General features: G+C 67.9%; 16 protein-coding genes and 1 pseudogene. 8 read left to right on the plus strand and 9 right to left on the minus strand.

What is annotated here, in order from left to right; genetic code table 11:
- Positions 1–41 precede the first annotated feature (41 nt).
- The 4 genes from LRS10_RS22805 to LRS10_RS22820 form a co-directional block, all read right to left on the minus strand.
- On the minus strand, positions 42–1,199 hold the full coding sequence (locus tag LRS10_RS22805) for an AAA family ATPase (RefSeq protein ID WP_257839456.1): 1,158 nt from the start codon (positions 1,197–1,199) through the stop codon (positions 42–44).
- A gap of 829 nt (positions 1,200–2,028) precedes the next feature.
- On the minus strand, positions 2,029–3,186 hold the full coding sequence (locus LRS10_RS22810; RefSeq protein ID WP_257839457.1) for a replication initiation protein: 1,158 nt from the start codon (positions 3,184–3,186) through the stop codon (positions 2,029–2,031).
- Positions 3,187–4,695: 1,509 nt separating this feature from the next.
- A complete protein-coding gene (locus LRS10_RS22815; RefSeq protein WP_257839458.1) occupies positions 4,696–5,409 on the minus strand; it encodes a DUF1612 domain-containing protein in 714 nt (237 codons plus the stop codon).
- 850 nt (positions 5,410–6,259) lie between these two features.
- Entirely contained in the window at positions 6,260–6,832 is a 573-nt protein-coding gene (locus LRS10_RS22820) for a hypothetical protein (RefSeq protein WP_257839459.1), read from the minus strand.
- A 189-nt stretch (positions 6,833–7,021) separates the two neighbouring features.
- Here LRS10_RS22820 and fba point away from each other — a divergent pair, with 189 nt between their 5' ends.
- The gene (fba, locus tag LRS10_RS22825) at positions 7,022–8,107 is read left to right on the plus strand and encodes a class II fructose-bisphosphate aldolase (RefSeq protein WP_257839460.1); all 1,086 of its coding nucleotides are present in this window, start codon (positions 7,022–7,024) and stop codon (positions 8,105–8,107) included.
- A 51-nt stretch (positions 8,108–8,158) separates the two neighbouring features.
- On the opposite strand, the gene LRS10_RS22830 is transcribed toward fba, so the two are convergent.
- Together LRS10_RS22830 and LRS10_RS22835 are read right to left on the minus strand one after the other, a co-directional pair.
- A complete protein-coding gene (locus tag LRS10_RS22830; RefSeq protein WP_257839461.1) occupies positions 8,159–9,217 on the minus strand; it encodes an AGE family epimerase/isomerase in 1,059 nt (352 codons plus the stop codon).
- A gap of 268 nt (positions 9,218–9,485) precedes the next feature.
- A pseudogene (locus tag LRS10_RS22835) lies at positions 9,486–10,433 on the minus strand (mannose-1-phosphate guanylyltransferase); the annotation flags it as partial.
- Positions 10,434–10,536: 103 nt separating this feature from the next.
- On the opposite strand from LRS10_RS22835, the gene LRS10_RS22840 reads away from it, so the two are divergent.
- From LRS10_RS22840 to LRS10_RS22850, 3 genes are all read left to right on the plus strand, one after another.
- Positions 10,537–11,220, plus strand: a complete 684-nt coding sequence (locus tag LRS10_RS22840) for a sugar transferase (RefSeq protein ID WP_257839462.1) — start codon at positions 10,537–10,539, stop codon at positions 11,218–11,220.
- Positions 11,221–11,427: 207 nt separating this feature from the next.
- Positions 11,428–12,777, plus strand: a complete 1,350-nt coding sequence (locus LRS10_RS22845) for a GGDEF domain-containing protein (RefSeq protein WP_257839463.1) — start codon at positions 11,428–11,430, stop codon at positions 12,775–12,777.
- Positions 12,778–12,921: 144 nt separating this feature from the next.
- Positions 12,922–13,596: a hypothetical protein gene (locus LRS10_RS22850; protein WP_257839464.1), complete on the plus strand. Its 675-nt coding sequence runs from the start codon at positions 12,922–12,924 to the stop codon at positions 13,594–13,596.
- Positions 13,597–13,944: 348 nt separating this feature from the next.
- Here LRS10_RS22850 and LRS10_RS22855 read toward each other — a convergent pair whose 3' ends face one another.
- Entirely contained in the window at positions 13,945–14,157 is a 213-nt protein-coding gene (locus LRS10_RS22855; RefSeq protein WP_257839465.1) for a hypothetical protein, read from the minus strand.
- Positions 14,158–14,517: 360 nt separating this feature from the next.
- Positions 14,518–15,060 carry an OmpA family protein gene (locus LRS10_RS22860; protein WP_257839466.1) on the minus strand — a complete coding sequence of 181 codons (543 nt, stop codon included), beginning with the start codon at positions 15,058–15,060 and terminating at the stop codon, positions 14,518–14,520.
- 265 nt (positions 15,061–15,325) lie between these two features.
- Between LRS10_RS22860 and LRS10_RS22865 the strand changes: the two genes are divergently transcribed.
- The 4 genes from LRS10_RS22865 (at position 15,326) to LRS10_RS22880 (ending at position 19,105) form a co-directional block, all read left to right on the plus strand.
- The gene (locus LRS10_RS22865; protein WP_257839467.1) at positions 15,326–16,282 is read left to right on the plus strand and encodes a diguanylate cyclase; all 957 of its coding nucleotides are present in this window, start codon (positions 15,326–15,328) and stop codon (positions 16,280–16,282) included.
- A 181-nt stretch (positions 16,283–16,463) separates the two neighbouring features.
- Positions 16,464–17,861 carry a class I adenylate-forming enzyme family protein gene (locus LRS10_RS22870; protein WP_257839468.1) on the plus strand — a complete coding sequence of 466 codons (1,398 nt, stop codon included), beginning with the start codon at positions 16,464–16,466 and terminating at the stop codon, positions 17,859–17,861.
- Entirely contained in the window at positions 17,858–18,151 is a 294-nt protein-coding gene (locus LRS10_RS22875) for a hypothetical protein (protein ID WP_257839469.1), read from the plus strand. Before LRS10_RS22870 ends, LRS10_RS22875 begins: the two co-directional genes overlap by 4 nt.
- Positions 18,152–18,748: 597 nt before the next feature.
- Entirely contained in the window at positions 18,749–19,105 is a 357-nt protein-coding gene (locus LRS10_RS22880) for a helix-turn-helix domain-containing protein (RefSeq protein ID WP_257839470.1), read from the plus strand.
- Positions 19,106–19,532: 427 nt separating this feature from the next.
- Here LRS10_RS22880 and LRS10_RS22885 read toward each other — a convergent pair whose 3' ends face one another.
- On the minus strand, positions 19,533–20,432 hold the full coding sequence (locus LRS10_RS22885) for a HEPN domain-containing protein (protein ID WP_257839471.1): 900 nt from the start codon (positions 20,430–20,432) through the stop codon (positions 19,533–19,535).
- Positions 20,433–21,902 lie beyond the last annotated feature (1,470 nt).

The raw sequence follows: 21,902 nt of genomic DNA on the forward strand, positions 1-21,902 counted from the left end.
GGTGCAATTCCACGCCGTCGCCGGCGCCTTGTTGAAAGCCATCATGCGAGGCCGGCCTTGCGCAGCCGTTCGCCGTGGCTGGGCCAAGTGGCCCGGATATCGACAAGGATCTCCTCATTGACGCCGTTGAGGTAGGTCAGGCAGCGATCCCGGACCGCCTTGCTGGTCATCGGATTGTTCAGTTCATAGACCGTCATCAGCCGCGCCGTCACATTGTCGATCTCGGCGGAGTCTTTCAGCGGCGTGCGGATCATCACATGCCCGAACACCTGACGCATAAGGGCGATCAGCTCCTTCTGCATCGACTTGTTCTCGTCGGCCTTCGACGCCACGACGCGTATGAAGTTTAGCGCCGGCGCGAGATCCCGCGTCGCGAGCTCCTGGAGGGTTTCGTCGAGCATCGCCAGGAAGGCCGCGGTTGAGGAGAAGTCCATCACCGTCGGCGGCACGGGCACGACCAGGGCGTTGGCGGCGCGCAGGACCGACAGCGAGATCGCGCCGAGCGCCGGCGGCGGATCGAGGATCACCACGTCGAACCGGTCCGCCACGGACGCGATGCCCTGGGCGAGCCGATCGAGCAGCCGGCCCCCTCCCCGCGCCATGCGGGCGGCCAGTTCGTACTCCGACTGGAAGAGGCGCAGATTGGCTGGGATGAGCTCCAGGCCATCGAAGTGGGTCTTCTTCAGAGCGTAGTCGAGGGAGCTCATCTCCTCCTGCCGCAGGAAGGGGTAGAGCGTCTCGTCCTCGTCCAGGTCCAGATCCGGAACATAACCGAAGAGGGTCGTGGCTGAAGCCTGGCTGTCGCAGTCGATCAAGGCCACGCGATAGCCCTGGATGGCGAGATACTGCGCAAGGTGGACAGAGATGGTCGACTTGCCCACGCCGCCCTTGAAGTTCTGCACCGCGATCACGGCGCACGGATCCTCGGGCGCCCGCCACGGGCGGGTGCCGAACACGCCGCGCATGTCATTGACCTGGGCGAGGGTGTAGCCGATCCGACGGTTGGTCTCCGTCCTTGATGACTCTGGCAGCCGACCATCCTTCTCCGCCTCGCGGATGGCGGCTGGCGTGCGGCCCACAAGACGCGCAGCCTCGCTGATCGAAAAGGTCGGCTCCCGCCGCGTTCCGGAGCGCGCGGCGCGGGCGGCGTCCCGCAAATTGGAGACCACGCTGGACGCACGCCGGGCCAGTTGCGCCACAGGCCCCGCCAGAGACGGAGTTCCGACCTCAGCCAAGTTCGCCATCATCTGCAAGGGTCCTCCAACTTTCGAATTCTCCCTCGGGCTGACGAAGAATGCGAAAGTGACGGGTAATGCGATTAAGGTTCGATGGGTAAATCGGCCGTTAACGCGCGTTTCCGGAGAAAAAGCTGATTCTCTGGATCTGGCGAGCCGCCAACCTGACCGATTGGGGGCAGCGGATCCGTCGTTGGCCTGTCCACGGGGGCTGACCGCCCTCGGATCCAATCCCGGATCGACGGCTTCCTGACCCCTTGGGGGGCCTCACAAACCTCCGACCAGCGGGCCGCCCAGCGATCTAAAACAACGCCCGCACCGTCCCGGGCGCACAAGATTGCACCGGTGCAAGACGGCGGCCAGGAAGACGCTGGCGAAGGCTGAAACCAACTGCAGCGCGAGGCCGCCGACCGAGCGCGCTAATCCCCGGGCCATGGGGGACAGGCGCGCGTGGCATAACGTTAAGCTTCGCGACGGGCGGCTCCGAACCTGCCGTGGCTGTCGAGCGGCTTGCTCGCGGAGCCCGGCCTGACTCATGTCGTATGGGCTAGATCGCCAGCAACGAGCAACGGCGGCAGACCGCCGATGAGGTTCGCGGCGGCGCCCCACCGCCTCCGCGGACGCAGCCCGCCTCGCCGGTCATCCGCCACAGCCACGGAGGACACAGGCCTTCTTGGCTCGCAACCCCCCACGACTTCAGCACGCTGTGTCGGTGACCAAGCCCCGCTTACGCGGCGCGCGCCATCGGGTGCCCGGATCACGTCAGGCGCCAATTGCACCCGTGCAATTCGGCTCAGGGCCGGCCACGCCGAGCTGCAAACGCCTGACAGAATCCGGTCCAGGATTTCATCAGTTTCTGGCCGGTAAGCTTGCCCAGACGATCCCCCATCTGCTCGCGGTAGGCGCTGGCGATCAGATCGATATCCCAGCCTCCCCCGTGAGCGTGAGCGACCTGTGCGAACGTCTTGGTCCAGCGCACGGAGCCTTCCGGGAAACCGTCACTCGCGGGGAGGGAAGGGGAGGGCGCCATCCGAGCGGCGTGCTTCGGCGGAGGGCGCGGCATGGTCGGCCCGGCTTCCACAACCAGTTCGACAACGCCATCACGGCGCGCCTGGCGCCCTCCAGAATGGCGTTCGTTCTCCGCCACCGCGGCGAGCTGCTCCGGCGCATCCTTCGCCTGGAACGAGAACTCAATCTCCACGACGGCCCTCCCGCGGCGCACCTCCCGCCACTCGACCGTGAAGTGCGCCAGCTGATCAATCTCAGCCTTCGCACGCTCCAACACCTTACGCCGCAGCTGGGCGAAATCCTTGTAGAGCTCCGGCGCGATGCCAAAGGCGGCGCGCAACGCCATCATGTCGCCCCGCCACGTCGATTGCCGGCGGTGTATGCGCAAGGCGCCCATTTCATAGAGGCGGAGCGCGTAGGTCGAGCGGAAGCCAAGCACAGCCTGCCGGTTCAGAACCGCATAGGTCTCTGACTCGCGGATCAGGCGCCGGGCGTCTGGGGTGAACTCCCATTCGATCCAACCTCGCTCGCCGCCATCCTCTTCCACCTCTTCGCGCGACGACTGGATCAGGGGGAAGCGCTTCGTCGCCTTTTTGCCCCGCCACGATAGATCGTCGATGGCGAACAGCGTGCGGTGCAACTCCTCCAACATGTCGGCGATCCGCTCGTTGCCCTTGTGGCCCCGACGGATGTCCGACTTGCGCATCCTATGCGCGATCGGCCGCCAGGCGTCGCCGCCGGCGGTGAGGATCATCAGCGCCAGCAAGCGGGACGCGGTGAGACTGAGCGACTGACCCTTGACGAAACGGACCTCGACAAGATTGCCAGGCTTGACGAACTCACTCGTTTCGCGGAGCCGCAGGGCCTGAGCCACCCGCATGGCCCGGCCGGGGATGTGTTCACCCGCACCCGGGCCTTCGCCGCTGTCGACCAACTCTTCCATCGAGACTCTCGCCACCTCGAAGCCAAGCTTTCCTGACCTCGGCTGAGAAGGCAAGTCAGGACGGTTGGACCGCCCGCGCGGCCCCCAATCGGTCAGGATACCCCGGGCGGTCAGGCTCGCCCCCCGCGCGGTCAGGATCAGGCCCCCAACAGGTCAGGACGCCTCCCCCGCCTGGTCAGGACTCCCCGGGTAAGCTATTGTTCTTGCGCGATATTCCCGTGCTGAATCTGAATCATGGAATCTTGGAATCAACCCGCTGCGTTCGCAGCGGCGTTTTCAGATCTTGATCAGGGTTGGCGGACCGCTACAGGCCGAGCCTCGACGTCTCACGCGCGGGGCCGCATAGGAGGTGTCGTCCCGACCCGGCAGAATCACCCGAGGCGCGCTCCCCAGCTGGCTGTGCCAGATTCTGTATCCGATAGGCGGGCTCTAGACCCGCAAACGTATAGCGACCTGTTTGCCGGTGAAGCACGCTGGCCCCCCGACATCAGCAGAGCCGCGTTCAGCATTAACGGACCGGATCGATCTAAAGCCGCCCCACTGCTTGCGACCGAGCCCCCAGCCCCCAGCCCCGGGCGACGACAGCGCGCCGCCTCGTCCGCCACGCGCCTGGCCGCACCTCTCGAGACAAGCGGATGGCATCAAGCGGCGGCTGGACGGCGAGACCAGGGGGAAGACGAGCCGGCGCGGAGCCGTCCAAGGTTCCGCGCCGGCCTATCGAACAGTGTACGCCTTGGGGGTGTTCGCTGTCCGATGGCGACAGCTAAGCTGAACGGACGTCGCGGAGCAAGGTGGCCGACGCGGCACTCCCCGAAGTCCGCGCCGGCCGGTGCCGAGTGTGGGCTTCCGGGAACGGAGAGGACTCGGCAGGATAAGCACGCGCATCGGACACGGGCGCGGTCAAGCCTCAGACCGCGGGCTCCGTGTTCCGAGGGTTGTGCTCGCCCGTTCCGCCCCACTGATCCGCCTACCTGATCCCCCCAGGCGATCCTGCCCACGACGGCCGTGCTAACCGCGCAGCCAACGCCGACCTCGGCGTACGCGTCCGGGATCGGGTCGCGCCTCCTGCGTCAGAGCGACGAAGACGTGACTTCAGTCCAGGTCCTGACCCCGGATCTCTTATCGCTTTGACACCTCTTTTTGCGGGCTCAAGCAGAGCCGCTCGAGGGCGGAGATTGGCTGGCTTGAACGATGGGCTCGTCAGCCAAGCTCCCCGGGTGGCGCGATTATCAACACGCACCAGAACCAATGGGGCGAGACCCTGCAGCGGCCAAGCGCATGGCGTCGGAACGCCGACGTTTCGGTTGAAACCGGACTGAGATGATCTCCGACGGAGACGCGAAATTCCTCAAGGAAAATAGGATCCCGTGCGACGTCGCGCAGCACTGAGCGCCCTATCGTTGCGTCACCTGTGGGCGCGCCGCCTGAGGGCGTTCGCGGATCCGATCAGCCGGCCGTCGATCGAGGCGGCCTGCTGCCGCCGGCCGGCGCATGCCTGAGCTCAAAGCGCTACAGCCGCCATGCGCGGAAGCGCCGTCGCCCTGTGACTTCAACAACGCTCGATCCCAATGCGGCGATCAAGGCCCGGGCCGCTGCGTCGGTGACCCCGAGCCGCCGCGCGGCGATGGCGGCTGTAACCAGTGGCCGGCTGCACAGCAGTTCGATGAGAGCTGGAAGACGCGAATCGCTGCGACGGCCCTTCGCCCGCTGTAGGGCGATATCGCGGGCGAGGGACAAACGCTCATATTCCCGTCTCCCCGCTTCGGCGCTGGCGGCGATGGCCTGCAGCTGCCACGCGAGACGCGCTGCGCGATCCGTGAGGCCGGCCCGGCGGAGGCCGTTCGCGATAAGCTCCCGCTGGCCGATCTCCACCAGCAGCGGATGGCGACGCGTTCGCCGGTCACGTCGCAGCATGCCATCGATGACAATATTGCCGACGAACCCACGCCGCGGCAGAGGATCGATGATCTGCCAGGCCTCCCGGAGAATCGCGGCGCGGAGCAGGGCTGGCCAGGCCCGCGGCGCCCGCTGCTCGAGCGCCAACCAAGCCGCCAGTGCTTCGCCGTCGTTCTCCGTGGTGACCTTTTCGGCGTCCAGAATCGGGGCGAAGAGCGGCTCGCCCCGCAAGGCTTTGTGAGCGACGGCGCCGCTTCGTCTAGGCGGTCGAAGCTCGGTCGCGGTTCCGCTCTGGCGGGTCACTTTTCGATCGCCGACCAGATCCATGAGGCTTGAGGCTTCCAGGACGTCTCGGTGCGGCCGGCCTTGGGCTTCCCGCCAGAAGCGCAGGACGCCGTGGGCTCGCGTCAGGGCCGTGTCCGGCGTGCGGATGTCTAAACCCTCGTCATGCAGCACCAGGTCTTCGAGGTGCACCAGCGACCCCGTGTTCCATGACCAAGCTGCGGCCTCCTGGAAGCGCAGGCGTTCAAGGGCCCCGCGTCCAAGCCGGGTGGCGGCGATCTCGTCCAGCCGGCTGACCGCGTCTTCGGCTCTCGCCAGCGCGATCACATACGGGGGCAGCGCCTGCCCATCATCACTCATGGCTTAGAATTAACCGGGAAGCTCCCGCCTCGACCAGGGCCGCCCGCATGCGCTTGACGGCGGGCGGCGGTGTCGCCAAGGCAGAGCGAGGAGCGAGCGCAGGCGAGGGGGATGGCATCACAGGGGCCGACCGAGGCGCCGCCGCGCACGCCGACGCGGCTGGCCCATGCGGGATCGTCGCAGGGGAGGGGTACGGCTGCCGCACCGCCCAGCGTCGCGCCGCGCCGCGGCTCGTCGCTCATCTGGCTCGGCCCGCTGCTCATCGTGCTCCTTGCGCTGGGTCTTGCGTGGCGGGGAGCCTATCAGGAGGAGCAATGTTACGCTGGCCTAGCGAGCGGCCGCACCTCCATGGACACGGGTATCTGCCAGCCGGCGCAGCCCGTGGTCGAACGCACGCCCAATATCGGCGCCATCCCCACGCCCTCGGGGGCGGCCGCGCCGCCACAGACGCCAGCACCTCCGGCGGACCCTAGCGGTTCCCTCGCGCCTGAGGCGGCGTCAGACCTGCTGCCGCCCGAGCTGGACGAGGCCGATCTTAATCCCCCTTGATCACGCGTGCGGTGAACTTGAGGAGGGCCGGCTCGACGTCGTCCCAGTCGATCTCACGCCAGCCGACCTGTGCGTCGTGGCCGTTGTGGTTTTGCGGACCTGACACGTCGCCGCCGTAGACAACGAGAAGATCCCGCCCTTCGCCGGGGCGAAAACTCAGGGTGGCGGGCGGGGCGCCCACCCGGTGCGGCCGCGCGATCTCCAGGACGAACAGTGGTTCATCGGGGTCATCGGCTCCGCCCGCCTCTGGCCGCCGGACCTCGGCCCGCACGCCGTGGGCGTTGAGCCGCGCCACAAGGGCGTCGAGCCGCGGCGCCAGCTCGCGCTGCGCCCGTGCACGGAACGCGAGGTCATCGCCATTCTCGTCGCCGTGAGGCTCAGCGGAGCGCGCGTCTGCAAACACCTCTGACAGCATCGCCTCGGCGCGGTCGGCGAACCGGTCGGCGACGGGATGCCGCAGGCCGCGTCGCCAAGGCTGATCCCACAACCAGCCGGCGACCCCTGCGAAGAGCAGGAAGAGCGCGATGCCGATCAGCTCGGATGTGGAGTTGGATGACATGTCTGGTCCTCAGCGCCGATCATCGGTCCCTTAAGGCGGCGTCGAAGCTTGAGCCTTGATGCGGATCAAGGCGAATACGCCGCGCGGCGCGCCTGACGGGGCGGATCGCCGCGGCGGGGCTGATGCGCTTGAGCTTTCTCGACCAATGCTTAAGGTCCGCCGAACTCTGCGGCAGGGGGAATGTAGGCGATGGCCCGGATTACGCTCCGACAGCTACTCGATCACGCGGCTGAGCACGGCTACGGCGTGCCCGCGTTCAACATCAACAACATGGAACAGGCGCTGGCGATCATGGAGGCCGCGGAGGCCACCAACTCGCCGGTGATCATGCAGGCCTCGCGGGGCGCGCGGTCCTACGCCAACGACATCGTGCTGAAGCACCTGATCGACGCGATGGCCGAGATGTATCCGCACATCCCGATCTGCATGCACCAGGACCACGGCAACAACGAAGCCACCTGCGCCACGGCGATCCAGTACGGCTTCACCTCGGTGATGATGGACGGCTCGCTGATGGCCGACGGCAAGACGCCGGCCGACTACGACTACAACGTCCGCGTCACCAAGAACGTCGTCGACATGGCCCACTGGGTCGGCGCTTCGGTCGAGGGCGAACTGGGCGTGCTGGGCTCGCTGGAGACCGGCATGGGCGAGAAGGAGGACGGTCACGGCTTCGAGGGCAAGCTCGATCACGACCAGCTCCTGACCGACCCGGACCAGGCGGTCGAGTTCGTGAAGGCCACCGAGGTCGACGCCCTCGCCATCGCCATGGGCACCAGCCACGGCGCCTACAAGTTCACGCGCAAGCCGGACGGCGACGTCCTGGCCATGAACGTGATCGAGGAGATCCACCGCCGCCTGCCCAACACCCACCTGGTGATGCACGGCTCGTCCTCGGTGCCGCAGGAGCTGCAGGACCTGATCAACAAGTATGGCGGCGAGATGCCCCAGACCTGGGGCGTGCCGGTGGAAGAGATCCAGCGCGGCATCAAGCACGGCGTGCGCAAGATCAACATCGACACCGACAACCGCATGGCCATCACGGCGGCCATCCGCCAGGTGTTCACCGAGAAGCCCGGCGAGTTCGACCCGCGCGGCTACCTGAAGCCGGCCAAGGAGGCGATGCGGAAGGTCTGCATCCAGCGCTTCGAAGAGTTCGGCACGGCCGGTCACGCCGACAAGATCAAGCCGATCCCGCTGTCGGCCATGGCAAAGCGCTACGCCGCCGGCGAACTGGCGCCAAAGATCGGCATCACGGCGGTCGCCGCCGAGTAGGCTAAACGCTGCGGCGGCGACGGGAGCCCCGCCGCCGCCGCAGCAGCGCCATTAGCTGAACTGGCCCAAGGCCTCGACCGCCATATAGATGTGGTAGAGCGAGCTCGCCGGCGCGGCCGCACGGTCCAGCCTACCGAGGCTGTCCAGACGATCGCGCCAGAGTCCTGGCGCATCCTGCCGCAGGTACCGCCAGAGGCCGTTGGCGGCGCGCAGGGCGTGTTCCGGTTCCTGCAGCGCCACAGCCGCCTTGAGGTACTCGGTCTGCGGCCACAGCCGGGCGGCCTCGTCCCGCGGGGCGTGGTCGGGTGAGACCGCATTGATCGCCACCCCGCGTTGCGTATCTACGCCCTTGAGGCCGATATCGAACAGCTCGCGGGCGAGGTCCGCCGCACCCCTGTCACCGGAAATGCGGCTCCACTGCACAAGCAGCCAGGCCCATTCGAACTGATGGCCAGGTTCCAGCCAGGGGCCCGCCGCGCCGGCGGCCGGCCGCCAGTCGGCGTCGAAATACTCGCGGAGGCCCACGCCCGGCTCGACAAAGCGCGACTGCGCCAAGGCGACGATCGCCTCCGCCACCGGCCGGAAGGCCGTCTCCCCGCGATCCAGCCAGGCGATGCAGGCTTCCAGGAGATGCATGTGCGGGTTCGATTGGTAGGGCTGAGGACCCGCCTCCAGGTATCCGCCCTGCGGCAGCCGCCGCGCGTCCAGGGTTCGCAGCAAGTTCAGCGCCGCCGATCGCGGATCGAACGTCGCCTCGCCCGACGCGACGGCGTCGAGCGCCGAGAGCGCGAGCAGGGCGAAGGCCTGGTCATAGATCCAGGCCTCGTCGTCGAGAGGCGCCCCGGCGCTGTCCACGCGCGTGCGGTAGAGGCCGTCAGCGCGACGGTAGGCGGTGTTAAAGAAGGCCCAGCCCTGGGCGGCGGTCGCCGCCCAGGGGCCGGGCCGGCCAGACGCGGCGGCGCGGGCGAAGACGAAGGCCTGGCGGCACTGAACCCGAGCGCGCCGCGGAACCCGCGGCGCGACGCCGCCCCGCTCCAGGCTTTCTTGGAAGCCGCCGTGACCGGCCTCGACGCCTGCGCCGCCCCAGACCGGCAGGGCGACGCCCGACATCCAGTCGCCATACTCCGCAGCTGCGGCCTCGAGGCTGCGGAAGGCGGGTGGCGGCGGCTCGGCCAGGATGCGCTCGGCGGCGGTCTTGACCTGCTGGGCCGCGTCCAGCCGGGCGACGAGAACGCCGTCGGACCTCGACGATGACCGCAAGATCCTCAACGCCCACGAGCGCGAGCGGCAGCCCGGGGCGGGTTCGGGCGATCACGCCGCGGGTCGCCACGAGGCTGACTGGGCCCTGGCTGGCGTTGCCCGCCGGGTCCTGCGCGGAGGCGGCGCGAACCGCATCCCAGGCGCCGAGGTCGGACCACTCGAAGGCGACCGGCAACACCGCCGCGCGGTCCGTTTTCTCCATCACCGCATAGTCGATCGAGATGCGTGGCGCCTCCTGGAACACCTCGCCAAGCTTCAGGGCCGAACCGTCTTCCTCGCCCGTCGTGACCGCCGCCTGGGCGGCGGCGCGAACGGCCGGTGCGAAGGCGTCCAATTCCGCCAACAGCACGTCGGCGCGGACCATGAAGTTGCCCGCGTTCCACAGGTAACCGTCAGCGATATAGCGCTCGGCCGTGGCGGCGTCGGGCTTCTCGACGAAGCGAGCGATGGGCCGCACAGGTCCTGGGCCGTCCTTCGGCTTGATATAGCCATAGGCAGTAGACGCCGTGGTCGGCTGGACGCCCAGGGCGACGATCTGGCCGGCCGCAGCCGCCGCCCCGCCGGTGGAGATCGCCTCGGCGAAGGCGGCGTGATCTGGCAGATGGTGATCCGCGGCGAGAAAGACCGCCACGCCCAGGGCGTCGCGGCCGGCGATCCAGGCCGCGGCCGCCGCCATGGCCGCAGCGGAGTCGCGCCCGGCGGGTTCAAGCAGCAGCTGGGCCTCGACGTCCAGCTGCGCCAACTGTTCGACGATCAGCTCCAGGTGGGCCGCCCCCGCGACAATGACGATCCGGGCGAGGTCAGGGAGGCCCGAGACCCGAAGCACGGTGTCCTGAAAGGTGGAACGGGCGTCCACGAGGGGCGCGAACTGCTTTGGCCTGTGCGGCTGTGACGTGGGCCACAGCCGTGTTCCCGAGCCGCCACAAAGAATAACCGGATAAAACGACACTCTGGCCCCCCTGCAGCCCCCCGCACTAGCCTGTCTCCAGCGCGGGCGAAAGCCGGCGCCTCTGGCTCTGCCGATCCTTAGGCCGGAAAAGGCGCCGGGCGACCACTTCTTGTGCACCGCAACAGAAAATTCACGCCGCGCGGCAATTTGCGACTCGCCCGCGCTGGCCGACGCGATTAAGACCGCTGTGACGCGAAACCGACGGCATGGGGCTCGGGGGATGTATCAGGCGCAGGTCGCCGGCGCATGGCGCAGCGACGAGGAGTTCACCGCACTAACGCGACGGCCCGGGTGGCAGATGTCTGCGCAGCGGGCGGCCGACATCGTGCTTTCCTGCGCCATCCTTTTCGCCGCCGGCCCCATCCTGATGGCCGTCTTCCTGGCGGTATGGCTGCAGGATGGCGGCTCGCCGATCTACCGCCAGCGTCGCATCGGGCAGGGCGGACGCCCGTTCGATTGCCTCAAGTTCCGATCCATGGTGCTGGATTCTGACGAGCGTCTGCGGCGGCTTCTGGATTCAGACCCTGCGGCGCGCGCCGAGTGGGACCGCGACCATAAGCTGCGCAAGGATCCGCGCATCACCCTGCTCGGCCACCTGTTGCGCAAGCTCAGCCTGGATGAGCTGCCGCAGCTGGTGAATGTGATCCGCGGCGACATGGCGCTGATCGGCCCGCGCCCGATCGTCGCGGCCGAGATCCCGAAGTACGGCCGGTACTTCGTCTACTATGCATCGGTGCGGCCGGGCCTGACCGGCCTGTGGCAGATCTCGGGCCGCAGCTCGACCACCTATCGTCGGCGCGTGGCGGCGGATTACCTCTATGTTCGTCGGCGCAGCCTCGGCCTCAAGGCTCGCATCTTCTTCGGCACCATCCCCGCGGTCCTGTTCGCGCGCGGCTCGGCCTGATCCGCAGCGGCGCGGCCCTGGCGTCTCTGGTCAAGTCCGATCGACCCGCTTGACGCCGCCCGATTGCGCGTCCGAAGCTCCAAGGCTCCGCCACCGGCGGCCTGACCTGGATGCTCGATCGTGCGGCAGCGCTCTCCATCACTTCGGATGCCCTCTGGCGCTTGGCTGCGGGCGCGTAAGGTCTGCCTTAGCGCGGGCAGGCGGCGGGTGAGCGCTTCGGAGCCGCTGAACCCAGAGTCGTCGCTCCGCGCCTGGACGGACGTCGTGCAGGCTCTGCTGGCGGCGGACCGGGTCGTCCTCTTCGCCACGGACGCCACCAATCAGACGGCGATGGACATCTGCGCGGCCCCGCCGCTGGCCGCCCGACGCGTGGACCTGGACGCCGCCTTCCGGGCCGCGCTCGCGACGTCGAAGCTTGGACCGGCCGATGAGCTGTCGCCGCCGTCGGCGTGGACGGCAGACCTGGACGCGCCGCCCGCGGACGCCCTGCTGGCGGTCCAAGGGCGGAAAGACGGGTCGCATGTGGGCGTAGCCGCTATCTGGAGCGCGACGGCCGCCGCCGCCCTGGACCCGGCGACCCGTCAGCGGCTGCACCGCAGCGCAGGCCGGCTGGCGCTTGCCGCGGCGGTCGCGGTCAGGGCGGCCGCCGAACGCCGCCGCGAGCAGGAATTGCAAGGGCAGTTCATCGCGGTGTTCCAGAGCATCGCGACCGGCGTCATCATCTTTCAAGGCCGAGGCGAACCGGCGCTGGTCAATGTCACTGCGGGCCGTCTCCTTGGGGCGCCCTCCGGGCAGGTGGACGCCACGCTCATTCAGGATGGGCTGAAGCGCCTGTGCGAGGCGGCGGCCGACCCTCAGGCCGCCTGCGAGCAACTCGCGGTGGCCGCCCAGGAGGAGAGCCGAAGCGCAAGCTTCGTGATCGAACGCGGAGAACAGCACATCAGCATCGATGTGCAGCCGATGGGCGGCGAGGGGGGGCGAGGGCGGATCTGGTTGCTGCGAGATGTCACCCTGTCCCGCCGTCGCGAGGCCGAACTGGCGAACCTCGCCGCCTCTGACCCGCTCACGGGCCTGGCCAATCGGCGCGGCTTCATGGCCGAGGCCAGGGCGGCCGCACAGGCCTGCCGCGCGGCGGGACACCCGCTGACCCTGCTGATGATCGATCTCGACCACTTTAAGCTGGTCAATGACACCTATGGGCACCCCACGGGCGACCGGGTGCTGCGGGTGGTCGCCGATCGCTGTCGCGCCGCCTTGCGGGAGGATGATCTGCTCGGGCGACTGGGCGGAGAGGAATTCGCGGTGCTGCTGCCGCGCACCGACCACGTTGAGGGTTCAGCGATCGCTGAGCGGCTCCGGCAGGCGATTTCCACGTCCCCCGTCGCCGTCGACAACCTGGCGCTGACGATGCGCATCAGCGTCGGCGGCGCCACGCGCGCCGATGGCGACGTGCAACTTGACGCCCTGCTCGCCCAGGCGGACGTGGCGCTCTACATGGCCAAGCGCAGCGGACGCGATCGCGTGGTGTTCGCCGGCGGGGCGGCAAGCGCCGGATAAGCGTTCGCCGGCTTCACGTGCATACCCGCATTCGGTGGACGTTGTACTTCGTTCGTCGCTTGCACGACACAGGGTTGCGGTCTTAGGGAAGACGCGACGGCCCGAGGCGATTGGCGCGCGCCGTTCGTGGGGAGTTTGGCGTCGATGAGCGACACGCTCGGGGAGTTGCTCGGCATCGCCGCCTTTATCGCTGTCACCGCCATCGTCGTGCGCTTCGTGCTACGGCCTAATGGGGAACAGTCGAAGGCGCGGACGTCTCCGGTCGCGGCGGCGGTTGAACCCGACGCCGTCGCCACCGTCGAGCCACGTATCGAGCGCGCCTCCAGCGCCACGTCGGCCAGCGCGGGTGAGAGGAGCCCAAAAGCGCCCGCCGCGCCTGGGGCGGCGGCCGCGTACCCGGAGACGGCCGAGCCGCCGGACGAGGATCTCAGCGCCGCCCTTGACCGACTGATTTCACAGCCCCCTCTGCAGCTCACGGAGGAGACCGGTGCGGGAGCGACAACGGAGGAGGCGTTCCGCGTCTTCGGAAATCGGGAGCTCGAGCCGATGCTGCGCCAGGTCGAGGCGGCGGTCGCGGCGCGCGGTCACCGCGCCGAGTTGGACATCGCCGAAACGGCCGAGGCGCGAATCTACCGGCTCACCATCGTTCGGCTCGATCAGGACGGCGAGCGGACCCGGACCTTGACCGTGGCGCGCGACGGCGCCGAGAGCGTCACGATCAACGCCGATGTCGACGGACCCGCGACCCGCACGCTGCCCTACGCCGAGGTGCGCCGAGCGATCCTGGATTTTGTCGCGGACGCTTTCGCGACCGGATGAGCCGGCGTCCGAGGGGCGCTCTCCGCCAGTCCAGGGGCTTGTCGAAGTTCTGTGCATGCTCGCTGTTGTCGCAATCTGCGCGCTGGCCTCTGGTGACGACCGGCCGCTGGAGAAGCACGGCCCGGCGTCCCGTTGATCCAGGCTGGTCCTGCCGTGCGATCGGAATTTGCCACGGCGACACCCTCCGACGCCGATGGACGCCGCGCGCGACGCCCTAAGCGCTCTTGCGCTTGGGCCGATAAGCCGCGGCCGGTCGATGGGGTGGAGCTCAACTATGATATGGTTTAGCGCGGCGCCGAGGTCGCGCGGCGACGCCGCCAAGCGTCCAGCCTGCGTGTCGAGACGCGCTCAGCTCCGCGGCGCCGAGCGCGGCGTGAGGCGCAGCACCATCGGCGGTTCCTCGCGCCGGACCCGCGCATTCATCACCTTCGCCATGTGCCCAGCGTCAGCCGCAGATAAACGTTCCTGGGGTATGGCTGCGATCTCGGCCACGGATCCCGTCCAGAGATCGACCACGGAGAAGCCCTCCCGGTCAGGCCGCACGGCATATCTCTCAGTCATGCCGCATCCTCGACCCGGACGCCGGGCCGCGCCAGATGCTCTGAACAACTTCTCCACAGGAAGTTGAGTCGGGTTCAACCCGAACGTCATCCCATCGCTTGGATCGCGACGGCGAGTTGCGCCATTTCGATGATTAGAGCCCAGAGAAGCACATCCAGCCCGATCACGCCCACCACGCCCCACCGAACGTGAGCCAGCCATCCGATCCAGGTCGCTGCACCCGCCGCTGCATCCATCTCACATCCTCCCCGGACCAGACTGCGCCGATCTCGGAGCGGGAACGCATCGGCGCTGGGAATAGTTCATTCCCCTCGTCGTGACTGGCGACGATCCGCGCCACTGTCGTGCGGCGCGTAGGCCCTACTCGAGCACGACGACCGTCACGCGGCGGTTCTGGGATCGGCCTGCAGCGGTGGAATTGGGCGCGGTGGGCTCTTCCTCCCCGTAGGAGATCACAGCCATGCGGTGGAGCGGCACGCCGGCTTTGGCAAGAAACCGCCGCACGGTTTCTGCGCGCGCTGCGCCCAGCCGATCATTGTAGGCCTCAGGACCCTGATTGTCCGTGTGTCCCTGAATCTCGAGATAGACGTTGCGATCCTCACGCTTCAGCCGTTCGGCGAGCGCCGTCAGGCGCGTCTCCGCCTCGGCGGAAAGGGCGTGTTGCTTGACCGGGAACTTCACGGACTCGTCGGACAGGACCACGCTGTAGAGGAACTTGCCCTCGGCGAGCCTATGGGCGACGTTCGCGCGCGCCAAGGCCTCAGCGGCGGTGCGATCGACGCCGGCGACCCGGCCCTCCACGGCGCCAACCTGTTCGTGCACGAACCTGTGACTCGCACAGCCCGCCACAAGCCCACCCATCGCCAATGACAATGCCGCTCCGCGCAGCCCAGACTTGCTCATTTCCTGCTCCCATATCGCCTCGCCAGGCCCGCGAGCTGTGGTTCGCTCAGAGCGGCTCCCCGCGCGCAGTCTCGGCGCTCTCTCCCAGCGGGATCCGAGGCCGGCGACATGCACACGCTTTCTGAGGATTGAACCGATGCGGCACAATTGCGCAAGAGGTGAATCTGACATCGGGCTGGCTGGCCCTCGCGAGCCCCGTCAGCTAGCCTGCGCGGACGTACAGGCTCGCCACCGCTGGCGAACCGGGAGGTGATGGCTCTCCGCTATGGATAACAAGCTCCTTGACGAGCCCGCGCGCCTGGCGGCGCTTCGGCGCTACGACCTTCTTGACACCCTTCCGGAGCCCTCGTTCGACCGCATCACCAATCTCGTCCAGTCTGTGCTTCAGGTGCCGATTTCCGCCGTTTCGCTGGTAGACACTGACCGGCAGTGGTTCAAAGCTCAGCGGGGGCTCTACACGCGTCAGACGTCGCGCGACGTGTCCTTCTGCGCGCACGCGATCGGCGCGCGGGATGTGATGGTGGTGGCCGACGCGCTTGAGGATGATCGCTTTGCGGCCAACCCGCTGGTAACGGGCCCGCCGCATATCCGCAGCTACCTTGGCGCCCCGCTCTCCACCCCCGACGGCTATAATCTCGGCACGCTCTGTGCGATCGACACCGTGCCACGGGCCTTCGATGCGAGACATCAGGATGTGCTGGAGAACCTCGCTGCGCTCGTGGTTGAGGCGTTCGAGCTGCGCATGATCGCCCAACGCGACCACCTGACGGGCGCCCTGACGCGGCGAGGCTTCTTTGCCGAGGCGGATCGTGTCCTGCAATCGGGCCAAGGGGCGCTCCTGCTGTTGGACATCGATCATTTTAAGGCGATCAACGACACCTTCGGACATCCGACGGGTGACGTGGTGTTGCAATCGGTCGCTGAGACCTGCCGCTCGGTGCTGGGCGGCCGCGGGGTGGTGGGGCGGATCGGGGGCGAGGAGTTCGGGGTCGTGCTGAACCAAGGCGACTTCGCCATGCGAGTCGCCGAGGAATTGCGCGCCGCCCTCGAGACCCTCGTCATCCCGCACACATGTCCCCTGCAGGTCACAGCCAGCTTCGGCGTGGCGCTGGCGAGCCCCGACGTCGGCAGCGGTGAGGCCTGGCTCGCGCAGGCCGACATCGGCCTTTATGCGGCCAAGCGCACCGGGCGAAATCGCTGCGTGTTGAACCATAGCGCCTAGCGAGTTTTCCGACCGCAACGGCAGCCGCTCGCGGGCGGGCGCTTAGGCCCGGGGGCCCACGCCAGGCGTCCCCCCGGATTGAACCAGCGCAGATGCACCCGCAACGCCCTTGATTGGCGCGCCCCTGGACGACTTAGCTGCGACTGGATGGCTTTGGACTGGTCAGTCGGTGGGTGAGGCGATGCAGAGCCGGTTCGCAGGTTGGTTCAGGGGGCGGACGCCGCTCGACGGCCGGCTCGTGTTCTATGGTCCCGACGCGCAACCGCTGGCGTTCGAGGGGCGCACCTTCAGCGCCGTGCTGGCGGCGCTGTCGGACCTGGCGGGGCATCGCGTGGGCGTGATCGGGCGCACGCGGCCGGAGACGGTCGAAGCCTGGTTCGCGATCTTGGCCGCCGGCGGCGAGCCGATGTTTCTTCAGCACCCCACCGAGAAGCTCTCGCGGAGCTACTGGGACGCCGAGATCGCCGAGGCGGTTCGTAGCGCGGGTCTTTCCCTGTTGCTCTGCGCCGAACCCGGGTGCCGGCATCCGCAGCCGGGCGCGCCGCAGATCGACCTATGGCGACTGCCGCCCGGCCCCGCCGCGGACCTCGTCCTGCCGCCGCACGGCGTCGTCCTGCAGATGAGCTCCGGGACAACCGGTCACCGAAAGCCGATGCGCTTCGAGCTTGAGGTGGTCCGACGGCACCTTGAGGCCTATGGTCAGGTCACCGAGCTCTCGTCGCGTGACACGGTCGTCTCATGGTTGCCGCTATACCATGATATGGGCTTCGTCGCCGCGTTCCTGGCGCCGCTGGCGGCTGGCGCGCAGGTCGCGCTCCTCGATCCTATAGACTGGGTCCGTAAGCCGGACCTCCTTTGGCGCCTCCTGCGGCGGCATGCCGAGGCCATCTGCTACATGCCGAACTTCGCCTTCGAGGTCATGGCCGAGGCGCCCGGGGCCACAGCCAGGGTCAAGCGCTGGATCTCCTGTTCCGAGCCGACGCGCGAAAGCACCCTGCAACGCTTCTGCCAACGGACGGGAACGTCTTGGGCGCGGATCCACAACTGCTGGGGCATGGCCGAGGCGATCTTCGCCGTCAGCGAGGGTGCGTCGCCGAGGGTGCGGGAGCTTGACGGCGAGCGGGTGGTCAGCTGCGGCCGCCCCATCCCAGGCGTGGAGATCAAGACGATCGACGGCGCCTTGTACGTGCGCAGCCCCTTCGCGCTCGAGGGCTATCTCGACCGACCGCTCGCCCGCGATCGCGAGGGCTTCTTCGCCACCGGCGATCTGGGAGCCGTCATCGACGGCGAGGTCTACCTTCGAGGACGCGCCCGCGATATGGCCAACGTCGCCGGCCGCAAGTTTCTGCTCAGCGACGTGGATGCGCGAATGGCCGAGCGTCTTCCCCACGGAGGTCCAGGGGCGGGGCTCGACCCGCGCCATCTACGACTGGGATTTCGATGGCATCGATCGCGCCGGCTTCGCCGCGCAATTGACGGACAGCATTCTGCGCCGGCTGCAGCCGCGGGCGCCGACGCCGCGTCCGCGACAGCCAGATCTCGTTCGCCGATCAGCCGCACTGGTGTTCATGGCTGGTGAACACCCAGCTGCTCGACTATGTGCTGCGGCACTTTCATGTCATCGGCGTTCAGGGCCGGCCGTCCAGCGCGCCCTACCTTGCAGCCGCCGCCGCGGCGCGCGGGAGGACGCTCCTGTACATCCCCGATCTAGGGGCGCCGATCGCCTGTGACTGCATCGTCCAGCTTGGCAGCTGGGGCGAGGTGGAAACTGACAAGCCGGTGTTCCAGGCCATGGGCGCCGGTTGGGGGCCGCTTTGGTACAAAAATCTGCCGGCGGGGCTGCCGTCGCCGCCGGGACCCCGGGCCTGAACGAAGGCTTGGTGGGGGTCGACCCCCGCCGCCTCGGCGAGGGTCGACGTGGCGGCCTCCGCAAGCCGCGTCCCCAGATCATCTAACGCGAGCTGGCCAGAGGTTGACCTCCAGATGAGGTTATCCTGGAGGAGCCCTGTCGTGTGCTCGAACCTTAGGCGGATCACCGGCCGAGGCGCCATGACAGAAGGCGTCTCGGCCGTCGGCTGACGAGGCCGCGAGTGCAGCGACGGTTGGGAGCTTTCCTTCGGCAGAGCCCGCAGCAACGGTCGGTCCGTCACCCAGCCGCTGATGCGCGAAACGCAAGTTTGGCCCCGCGCCGACGCCAAAGCACCGGACTTATGGTTCTACGGATCTTGCCTCACGCCCGCATCCGTCAACGCAGCGGACGCGTACGACACCCAGCGGCCGCGTGAAGGCCGGCGGCCGTGATCCAAACGTCAGATCTGCCGTCCGGCGTGCGAGCGGAGCTATTGCAAAGATTACGCGTTCGAAGCAAAACCTGAAGTTCAACATGGGGTTGAGCGTTCGACGTCATTTCAGGAGCCGGGCCAGGGATGGCCGACATCAAACGCAAGCCTCGGGCCGGTCCCGCCGATGCGGCGCTCGGCGCCCGGATCTCGAACCCTGCGCGCCTATCGGGGTCTGACACTCGCGGCCATGGCAGACGTCTGTGGCGTCGCCTTCCAGCAGCTTCAGAAGTACGAAAACGGCGCAAACCGGATCAGCGCCCTCATGCTTGCGCGCGTGGCGAAGGCCTTGGGCGTCACCACAAGCGAGGTGCTCGGAGAAGCCGAACCCGCCACCGGCGTCTTGGACGACGTCGCCGAATTGCTGGCGCCGCCCGGCGCCGTGGACCTGCTCCGCGCCTATGCGGCTTTGCCCAACGACGCCGCGCGATTCAGCCTGCTCACGCTGCTGAACACCTCCCTCTCAACCGGAGGTAAGTCCTAGCCGGCGCGTCTCGGGGGCCGGTCCTTGGCGAATTGGGAACCGCGTCCCGGCGTCTGGTCGTCGCCGGGACGCTTCTTCCGATGCTGGGCCTCGTCTCGGAACCGACGCCCACGACCTTATAATGCCGCAACCGCTGCAGAGTTCCCTTGCAGGTTGCAAGTCTGACAGCCGCGCCCGGAACGGTAGAGTTTGCGCGGCTATCTGACCGCGGGCGTATTGCAGCGCCATGCTTGCCTTGAAGGGAGATTGGCAGGGCGCCGATGCGCGACCATTACCGAGTGTTCTGGCCTCAGCCGAAGCACAACCCAAGGTCATCGATGCGGCCTACCCGCCTAACCGGGAACTATCACGACGCTCAGGGCCAGAGGGGTCTTGCATTGATGGGAGCTCCGGCAAAGCGACCTGGGCGGATCGGCGGCATCGGCCATCACGGCCCCCGCAGCCGCCGTTCACAAGATTGACGGACCAACTCCTGCAGCACCCTGACCCGCTCGGCGAGCCAGGCGAGCTCCTCGGCGCTGATCTTGTAGTGGGGGGAGTAGCGCGCATCGACATAGGCGCGGCGAAGTAGCTCCCAGGCCCGCTGGTCGGGGCGAGTCTCGCGCGGCCAGGCTGCGATCAGCTCCGGCAGCAGCCGTTCGGCCTGGGAACGCAGGAAGTTCAGCTTGTGCGACTTTGGACTGTAGAGCGTGTTGACCAGCAGGACGCAGTGGTAGAGGCGCTCGGTAGCCTGGTGCAGTTGGAAGGCGGCTTCCTTCGGCCCGTCGTTCTTCCTTAGGAATTCAGCGGCCAGCAGGAACTTACCCGCGCTGTCGAACCATTGATCGTAATGCCGCTGCGCCTCGGCCCGGGCTTCTGCGGGTTCGAGGGCCTTCGGCCGACCGAAAGGATGGTCCGGCGCCTCGTAGAGGGCGATGCCGTCGCGCAGGATGTCGACGAAGAAGGGGCGGCCGCGTTTGAGCTGGCTGTTCACGTCGGCGAGGTCGTGGACGATGAAGTGGGCCGGCGCCGTGAGCCGCTTCGTGATCTGGTACTCGCGCAGCAGGTGATCGTCGGCCTTGCCCCAGTACTCGGCGATATCGGTGAGCTCCTCGTGGTTCACGACCACGAGCAAGTCGTAGTCCGACTTGTAGCCGCTGGCGGCATCGTCGACCCATTTTCCCGTGGCGTAGCTGCCGAACAGGACCACCTTTAGGATTCGGCCCGCCTTGCGGTGCGGCGCGTTCCGACCGGCGAGCGCGTCCTCGAATTCGGCGAACAGGATCTCCACCACGCGCTCGAGCTCGCGGCGTTTGCTCTCCGGGAGATGGTCGAGGCTTGTCTTCACGTCCTTCCTGTTCCGCGCCCCGGAGCTGCTGGCAAGCTGCGTCCGGCCTTCGGCGGAAGTGCGCCGCCGCCGTCGCTCAGGAGTCTCGATGAGTCGCTGCGCCACGTCTTCCTTCATATTCCGCGACGCGCCCCTCTCGGAACTGATGGCACGAGGTCCGCCCCCGCTGCACGCCGTTCGGCCGAGTACAAGCAATTCGACAAAGCACGCGCCTGGGCCAGATCGTCTAGGACGGAGCGGTGGCGGCTCGAGTGCGAGGCGATGCTCGACCGAGTGCGGTTCAGGGTTAACACCGGCCTCAGGCCGACGAATGCAAGAGCCTCCAGGTCGGGAGGTCCAGGCGGTCACCGATGGGGCCCCGGGGCAGCGCATCCTGAGGATGAGGTCCGCGGCAAGCGCGGCGCCGGCTGCATGCCCGGAGCCATGCAGTCCTTTCTGCGCCACGTCCAGCGGGCGGGGCCAGGCGCCGCCGACGTCGTGTTCGGCGAGGTCCAGCGCCAACTCTTTGACGCCGTCCAGCGCGGACTAGACCTCAGGACAGACCGCGACGGCGACCGGCTCAGCTGGGCCGCGGTACAGGCGAGCAGCGCGAGTGTGGGGTGAGGAGTCCGCGGCGAGATCGCATCGGACCGAGATCGCACCCCGCCCAGTCGTCAAAGCGGCATTGGATGATCTCGAGCGTCTGATGGGCGCCTTTGCCTCGGTGCTCCACGCATTACGCGAACTCGCGTGTACAGAAGTCTGTACATCACAAAGGGTGGATCCCGTCTTGAAGGTGAGGGTTTCCGGCGGGCCGGTTGAACCGCGTGACATCGGAGGCGTCCTAAACCTGGGCGTGCCGCTCGATCTCCGCCGCCACCAGCCTGTAGAAGGTCGCTCTTTCGGGTGGGAACCCTTCGGCAGCCGCCTCCGACATGGCGACGCGCGCCGCCGATGCGCCATAGTCGCGGACGAACCTAGCGGCCAGTCGACGGATATGCCGCCGCCTCCGGTGGTTCCAGAGCCACGTTCTTATGCGTCGCAGCATGGCGATCCTCACCGCCTCACGCCCTAGTGAAGCCTGATCCCTGCTCCAAGGAATGCGGAACCTTACGGTGCGATCTGAGTGTTGAGCCCATTCCACGCCGCAGGGGCCGCACCCTCCAGGGGGAGTGACGCCCAAAGTTAAGCTCCAGGCAAGACGTGGACACGCTCTCCACGCTCTTTTCAGGAAGGCCGACCACGCACGGCGCTCTTTCCGCGCACCCTGCACGCTTGGGTGGCAGGCGCGGCGCGTGTTCGGGCCGTCGGCGAGGCCGCCGGTGACGTCGCTTCGACACCAAGCTGGTCAGAGGCTGGTGCGGCCACAGCGCCGGTCAACGTCGCCGCAACGTTCCGCCGCCTGCCAGGTCGAGTTCCGCGCCGCGTCGACGGATCCCAGCGCGCGTCCGACGGGAACCACGGTTGCGCCACGGAGTTCGCCGTTCAGTG

The organism is Phenylobacterium sp. J426 (genome assembly GCF_024699945.1).
In the GTDB taxonomy this organism is placed as follows: Bacteria; Pseudomonadota; Alphaproteobacteria; order Caulobacterales; family Caulobacteraceae; genus Phenylobacterium.

Excerpts from the sequence above, each read along its gene's own strand:
- LRS10_RS22810 (WP_257839457.1), bottom strand. The coding sequence starts at position 3,186 with ATGGAAGAGTTGGTCGACAGCGGCGAAGGCCCGGGTGCGGGTGAACAC.
- LRS10_RS22815 (WP_257839458.1), bottom strand. The coding sequence starts at position 5,409 with ATGGATCTGGTCGGCGATCGAAAAGTGACCCGCCAGAGCGGAACCGCG.
- LRS10_RS22820 (WP_257839459.1), bottom strand. The coding sequence starts at position 6,832 with ATGTCATCCAACTCCACATCCGAGCTGATCGGCATCGCGCTCTTCCTG.
- fba (WP_257839460.1), top strand. The coding sequence starts at position 7,022 with ATGGCCCGGATTACGCTCCGACAGCTACTCGATCACGCGGCTGAGCAC.
- LRS10_RS22830 (WP_257839461.1), bottom strand. The coding sequence starts at position 9,217 with ATGTCGGGCGTCGCCCTGCCGGTCTGGGGCGGCGCAGGCGTCGAGGCC.
- LRS10_RS22840 (WP_257839462.1), top strand. The coding sequence starts at position 10,537 with ATGTATCAGGCGCAGGTCGCCGGCGCATGGCGCAGCGACGAGGAGTTC.
- LRS10_RS22850 (WP_257839464.1), top strand. The coding sequence starts at position 12,922 with ATGAGCGACACGCTCGGGGAGTTGCTCGGCATCGCCGCCTTTATCGCT.
- LRS10_RS22855 (WP_257839465.1), bottom strand. The coding sequence starts at position 14,157 with ATGACTGAGAGATATGCCGTGCGGCCTGACCGGGAGGGCTTCTCCGTG.
- LRS10_RS22860 (WP_257839466.1), bottom strand. The coding sequence starts at position 15,060 with ATGAGCAAGTCTGGGCTGCGCGGAGCGGCATTGTCATTGGCGATGGGT.
- LRS10_RS22865 (WP_257839467.1), top strand. The coding sequence starts at position 15,326 with ATGGATAACAAGCTCCTTGACGAGCCCGCGCGCCTGGCGGCGCTTCGG.
- LRS10_RS22870 (WP_257839468.1), top strand. The coding sequence starts at position 16,464 with ATGCAGAGCCGGTTCGCAGGTTGGTTCAGGGGGCGGACGCCGCTCGAC.
- LRS10_RS22880 (WP_257839470.1), top strand. The coding sequence starts at position 18,749 with ATGCGGCGCTCGGCGCCCGGATCTCGAACCCTGCGCGCCTATCGGGGT.